This window comes from Aquabacterium sp. T101 (assembly GCF_057219775.1).
Genome location: NZ_JBXVVZ010000015.1, coordinates 1 through 5,530, shown reverse-complemented (window position 1 = coordinate 5,530; position 5,530 = coordinate 1). Strand labels below are relative to the sequence as shown.

At 61.3% G+C, this 5,530-nt stretch carries 6 protein-coding genes; all 6 read left to right on the top strand.

From position 1 onward, the window contains the following. Window positions 1–462: DUF6572 domain-containing protein (locus AC2EAQ_RS18845; protein WP_484645980.1), on the top strand; the 462-nt coding region annotated here is incomplete at its 5' end. A gap of 992 nt (window positions 463–1,454) precedes the next feature. Next, complete coding sequence (locus AC2EAQ_RS18840) at window positions 1,455–1,802, top strand: hypothetical protein (protein ID WP_484645979.1); 348 nt, start codon at window positions 1,455–1,457, stop codon at window positions 1,800–1,802. A 611-nt stretch (window positions 1,803–2,413) separates the two neighbouring features. After that, the gene (locus AC2EAQ_RS18835; protein WP_484645978.1) at window positions 2,414–2,704 is read left to right on the top strand and encodes a YwqG family protein; all 291 of its coding nucleotides are present in this window, start codon (window positions 2,414–2,416) and stop codon (window positions 2,702–2,704) included. 638 nt (window positions 2,705–3,342) lie between these two features. After that, a complete protein-coding gene (locus tag AC2EAQ_RS18830; protein WP_484644857.1) occupies window positions 3,343–3,726 on the top strand; it encodes a hypothetical protein in 384 nt (127 codons plus the stop codon). 584 nt (window positions 3,727–4,310) lie between these two features. Continuing rightward, a complete protein-coding gene (locus AC2EAQ_RS18825; RefSeq protein WP_484645977.1) occupies window positions 4,311–4,832 on the top strand; it encodes a DUF1643 domain-containing protein in 522 nt (173 codons plus the stop codon). Window positions 4,833–4,957: 125 nt separating this feature from the next. Further along, the gene (locus AC2EAQ_RS18820; protein ID WP_484645976.1) at window positions 4,958–5,428 is read left to right on the top strand and encodes a DUF695 domain-containing protein; all 471 of its coding nucleotides are present in this window, start codon (window positions 4,958–4,960) and stop codon (window positions 5,426–5,428) included. Window positions 5,429–5,530 lie beyond the last annotated feature (102 nt).

The following is a 5,530-nucleotide window of genomic DNA, read 5'->3' as shown; positions in this document are numbered from 1 at the left end:
CTAACCCTTCGCTCGAGCGGACCTCCATCGGCAAGCCGCTTGGCCCGCGAGCCGGTTCAGGTCATCATCCGTCTCGCGGGCCAAGCGCCATTCCGAAGGCGTCCGCTCAGCTCAAACGTTAGGCGGCTCATGACCAACACTGGCATCGCCTATCCCAATATCCTCGATCTGGTCACACAGAATGAGAGAGTGGTTCGATTGGTTCTTGTTGAGGATCGCGCGCTGTCCGAGCAAGACGCCAATGCCCTCCAGGCAAAACTGAACAACTATCTGGGGTACGCATTGGACGGTCCGTTGTTGGAGCAGCATCCAGAGTGCCAAGGCAAGCGCATTTGCTTGCGAATCGACCTCTATGCACGCCCCTCAGAATTCATTCTCGAGTTCATCCAACGCTACCGAGAAGCTGTAGCTGAGTACAACGTGAGCATTGAGCTTTCCGTTCAGGGTGAAATCCCACGGTGAACCGCCCGCCGCCTAACCCTTCGCTCAACCGGATCCGCTACGGCAAGCGCCGCCAGCCCGGGCTGAGGCACATGAAGCATCATCTCAGCCCGGGCTTACGGCGCTTGCCTCCGCGGGCCGGTTAGCTCAAACGTTAGAGCGCATGAAAACCCGTCTCGTCCGTCTCCGCGACGGCTCCAGCGCAACGCTCTACCAAGCTGTCGATGGCCGCTGGGCATGTCCCGTCTGTGGCAGCGTCGAATTGGACAGAGAGCCATATTTCGGAGACGGCTGTGCCTCGTTCGAAATGTGTAGCTGCGGCTTCGAGTTCGGCTTCGATGACGATCCGGGGGCATCAAAGGACGCGGTGGAGTCCGTGCAGGAGAACTGGAGGCGGTGGAGACGACGGTTCGTCGCCCGGTTCCGCCAGCGTCCCGCAGCGCTGGCCCAAGTGGTCGGCCGGCTTCGGGCGATTGGTGTGCCAGAAGAGGAGTTGCATGCGCTCTAACAGGTCGGTCGACTCGGACACGTTGCGGCAAGGGGCCGCACGGCGCCGTTGGAAATCGTGCACCGTGCGGCCCCTTGCCGCAACGTGCCGGTCACCTTCACGTTAGCCAGCAGCAATGAAGTCTTGGAGGAGCGAGCCCGATCACTCCTATTGGAAGTTGATGCCACAGACCGAGCGCAGCCGCGCTAAGCATCTGTGGGGCGTGTCGGTTGCCGTCTGTGCGTGGGCCATCTTGAGTTGGTTCTGGCCACCGGCTCCCCCGCACACAGGCAAGTGGGGCTGGTTCAATTCGTTGGTAGCCAGTAGCCTGGGGTGGAAGGGCTTTGCAATCGTCTTGCTCGGGGTTGCCGGTGTAATTGCCGCTCTAGGCCTGCAGCGGTGGCGTGCGGCATCGCGCGAAGAGGAGCGCCGTGCTGGCTAACCCGTCCATCGAGCGGACGGCTTCCGGCACGCTTCGCGTGCCTCCAGCCTCCGCTCACGTCGAACGTTAGGCGTCATTCGAAGCGTGAGCTATCCGCCTGATCTCACTCCTGCCGGCGCACTGTCGGAAGTCGTCTATGTCCAAGACTACGTGCAGTTGGTGTTCGGGGATCAGCGTTTCTCTGTCTACAACGAGTTGTCGGTGGCAACCGCGTCATCGGTGTCGCGCAGTGGCGAGCGTGGCCTGGCAGAGGCGCTTCGTTCTCTCATCGGCCAACGGGCTGTGAGCGTTGCTCCACCTGCTGGTGCCGTCTTGGCTCTCTCGTTCGGCCAGGGGGCGGTAGTCCTAGTTAGTGCTAAAGGCAGCGGAGTCGAAGCCTTTGAGTTTGCGGGAAGGTTGGGCCCGGTGGTGGTTGCGCAAAATGACGCCTAACAACTCCATCGAGCCGACAGCCACAAGCACGCTGCGCGTGCTTGTGTCCGCGGCTCACGTCGAACGTTAGGCCGCACAACCGATGCATTGGCCGCGGGCTCTCCGCCGAGTCGCTCTCTTTGCCGCCGTGGCGCCAGCCGCCATGGCAGCGCTCGCGTTCGCCATCACCTACTTGTTGCCCGACTGCACCCCACAGATGTATGGCGTCGGACATTGCGTCGTCGCCTCGGTGAACCTCGCTCCGGCTTTGCTTGTTGCAATGTTCATGGGTCCGTATCTGGCTGCCGCCTCCGCCGTCTTTCTCGCACCTCCGCTCCTTGCACTTGCATGGTGGCTCCAGCATCGGTGCAGCAAACCCAGCAAGCTCTCCTCATCCGCGCCGCGTCACCCGGATGCTTCGCCTTGAGTGGAGCGCGAAGCTTGCGGTGCATCTTCTCGGAGTCTAAGCAGCGCTTGCCTGCTGGCCGCCGGCGCGGTGCGGCCTAACCAGTCGCTCAAGTTGACGCCCAGCGGCATGCCGCCCTGGCCGCGACGCCGTGTTGGCTATCATCGGCCTCGCGGCCAGGGCGCCATGCCGCTGGTCGCAACTTAGCTCCAACGTTAGGCAGCGCATGAAGATCCCGCCCGTTCCGTTGGTGCCGTCACCACAAACGCCGGAGGCAACTGCCGCCGTCGGTTTTCAGTGGGCGGGCGAGCCGATCGGTCGTCGCCACCGCATCGGCGGAGACCCCGAGTGGATCCAGTCCCCCGAGACTCCGAGTTGCTCTTGCGGTAAGCCGATGTCGTTCTACGCGCAGCTTGATTCGCTCGGCGATGCACACGTCCTTGGCGATTGCGGAATGATCTACGTCTTCGTTTGCTGGGAATGTTTGGAGGCCAAGAGTGTCCTGCAGTCGTACTAGCGCGGCGCTGCCTAACCCGTCGTTGCACCCGCCTGCGTCAGCCCGCGAAGCGGGCTGACGCAGGCGGGTGAACTCCAACGTTAGGCGTCTTTATGAGCTTCTTCTCCAAGCTCGGGGCAGTTGTGAAGCAGCCCGTCGCGTGGATAGTCCTAATCTCGCTCTCGCCTTTGCTTGTGGGTGTTTGTGCTGCGGCTTTGGGCAATGCAATTGGCTCACGTCAGTTGCAGGAGATGGCGGGAGTTATGTGGCTGCTCTTCTACACCGTTCCTCTCGGCGCGGTGCTGCTTCTACTCCTGGCGATCGCTCACGTTTATGCCAGCTACGTTAACGGACTGAGAAAGAGCCAACCTGCGTCGGAGTCCGCACATCGTCGAAAAGCACCCCCGTCCGCGGCATTGGAAGCTGACATCCGAAAGCCAGACGGAATGTGCCCCAACTGCAAGTCTCTTCTACCAGTCAGTAGCCCCGAGTGCCGGAAGTGCGGCGCTCTTTTCGGACAAGGCAGTGCATGGTCCATTGCCCCAGTTGCGTCGAAGCGGAAGAATGACGCCTAACCAGTCAATTGAGCGGACGGCTTCCGGCGTGCTGCGCACGCCTCCAGCATCCGCTCATCTTCAACGTTAGGCCTCAGAAACTCCATGCAAATGTTCGCCTCAGAAGCTGAACTTCAGCGCTCGCTGGCTCAGCATGACGACCTCGTTCGAAGGTGCGCGCAGGGCGAAATCACCTTCGACCTCTTCTGCGACAAGTACAACAACTACTGGAGTTTCTACGCACTCGACGGGCACGAGTCGGACGAGGAAGAGCGAGCAATCCTCGAACGTTACGAAGCCCGAATCGAACTGCACAGGCTCATTGCCTTCGAAGTGCTCGGCCGGCTGTGTTCGGACGAAGACGCAAAGAGAGAGATCTACATACAGGCTGGGAGATTCGGCTCAGCCGTCGCACAGCAGAGAATAGCCACCTTATGGCAGGCTCACCAGGGTGCCGCACTTGTGGCGCCACCCAAGTCAACGAAGTGAGCCGAGGGCCAAGTCCCACTTGGTCGCCGCAACTGAGGCCTAACATGTCGGTCAACCGGAGCGCCAACGGCTGGCCACCTTGCCCGCGCGGCGCTCGTTGTCTATCCTGCACCGCGCGGGCAAGGCGTCCATCCGTCGTCGCCCGGTTACCTCTACGTTAGGCCTCGCAACCAAAGCCCTCGCGCGTCTATCCATGCTTCTCACGTTCATCGGTACGGTAGTGGGGGTTTTGGTCGCGGGAGTCCTGGCCAAGGTCTTTCCTGAGCAAGACTTGCTCGCGCTCCAAGCCGGGGTGGTAGCAGCGGGGTGTCTAGTAGGAGTAGTCCTTGACGGAACTGACTCAAGGGCGAAACGAAGACCACGTGAGTAGCGCATGATCTCGCACGAAGCGGCAGCTCAGAGAGCTTCACTCCAAAATGCATGCGCGACCCCGCGGGTGCCGAGCGAGGCCTAACCCCTCGCTCAAGCTGACCCACTACGGCAGGCGCCGTAAGCCCGGGCTGCGGCCCTTGAGGCATCATCGCAGCCCGGGCTTACAGCGCCTGCCTCCGCGGGCAGCTTAGCTCGAACGTTAGGCGTCGAAGATGTACGACATCTACTCCCGCTCCAACGACGATCGGCTGCGCTTCACGCTTGGCCGGCACGGAAGCAAGATGCTGTACGTGGTTGGACTGAACCCAAGTACAGCAACGCAGGAGAAGTCCGATACCACCGTTGCCAAGGTTGAAGAGGTTGCGCGCCGTACCGGATACACCGGGTTCGTCATGCTCAACCTATACCCGGTGCGAGCGACCGACTACAACACCCTGCCGACTGAGCCGGAGAAGGATGCGCTCGAGCAGAACTTCGCCGCAATCGAGGCACTTCTCGCCCACACCAAGGCTCCTGCCATTTGGGCAGCTTGGGGCCAGTCCGTCGTTGCGAGGCCCTACTTCCTGGCATCCGCCAAGGTCCTCGAGGCCAAACTTCGGACACTACGGCCCACCTGGATTCACTTCGGCGCGCTGACGTCGCGGGGCCACCCTCGGCATCCCTCTCGGCTGAGCTATGGTTGGTCCTTCGCCGAGTTCTGCATGCCAAGCTATGTTGCAAGCATCGACGCCTAACAGGTCGTTCAACCGGAGCACCAACGGCTGGCCACCTTGCCCGCGAGGCGCTGCTTGCCTATCCTGCGCGTCGCGGGCAAGGCGTCCAGCCGCCGTCGCCCGGTTAACTCTGCGTTAGGCGTCAGATGAAACCGCTTCTCGCCGTCCTCTTCCTCCTTTGCCTCGGGACGGCTGTCGCGGCCGAATCAAGCATCGGCAAAGAGTGGGCCACCGCAATCTCCAGTCAAGCAAATACGGATCGGAAGATCATCTTCCGCTACATCAAGCAGTTCCAGCCAGCCTTCGAGCGGTCAGCCTATCCGAATCGAATCATCATCGTCTGGCGCTACGAGTCCTCCTCTGGGATGCCTAGCACGGCGGAGCGAGCGCGGATGGAGCGGCTCGAAGACCTTCTTGAACCCGTAACCGAAAAGGCAGGTCTTGCGGCCCTCGTACTGGTCTCCACTGGAGAGAACCTCCGCGAGTGGATTTACTACACCCAATCAGAGGAACGCTTCTTCCAGGCTCTCAACAGAGCTCTGGCCACTGAAAGTCGCTTCCCTATCGAGATTCACGCAGCTGAAGACGCCAAGTGGCGATGTCCCGGAGTCTGTTGAACGCATGAGCTGAGGTGGCGGCTCCTTCGACCCGCATGCGCGAGCATGCGGGTTGCCTCACAAGCAACCGAAGGAGCCACCAGAGTGAAGTCTCACACGAAG

Bases quoted from the DNA above. Each gene is read 5' to 3' on its own strand.
- AC2EAQ_RS18830 (WP_484644857.1), top strand. From the start codon at position 3,343: ATGCAAATGTTCGCCTCAGAAGCTGAACTTCAGCGCTCGCTGGCTCAG.
- AC2EAQ_RS18825 (WP_484645977.1), top strand. From the start codon at position 4,311: ATGTACGACATCTACTCCCGCTCCAACGACGATCGGCTGCGCTTCACG.
- AC2EAQ_RS18820 (WP_484645976.1), top strand. From the start codon at position 4,958: ATGAAACCGCTTCTCGCCGTCCTCTTCCTCCTTTGCCTCGGGACGGCT.
- AC2EAQ_RS18835 (WP_484645978.1), top strand. From the start codon at position 2,414: ATGAAGATCCCGCCCGTTCCGTTGGTGCCGTCACCACAAACGCCGGAG.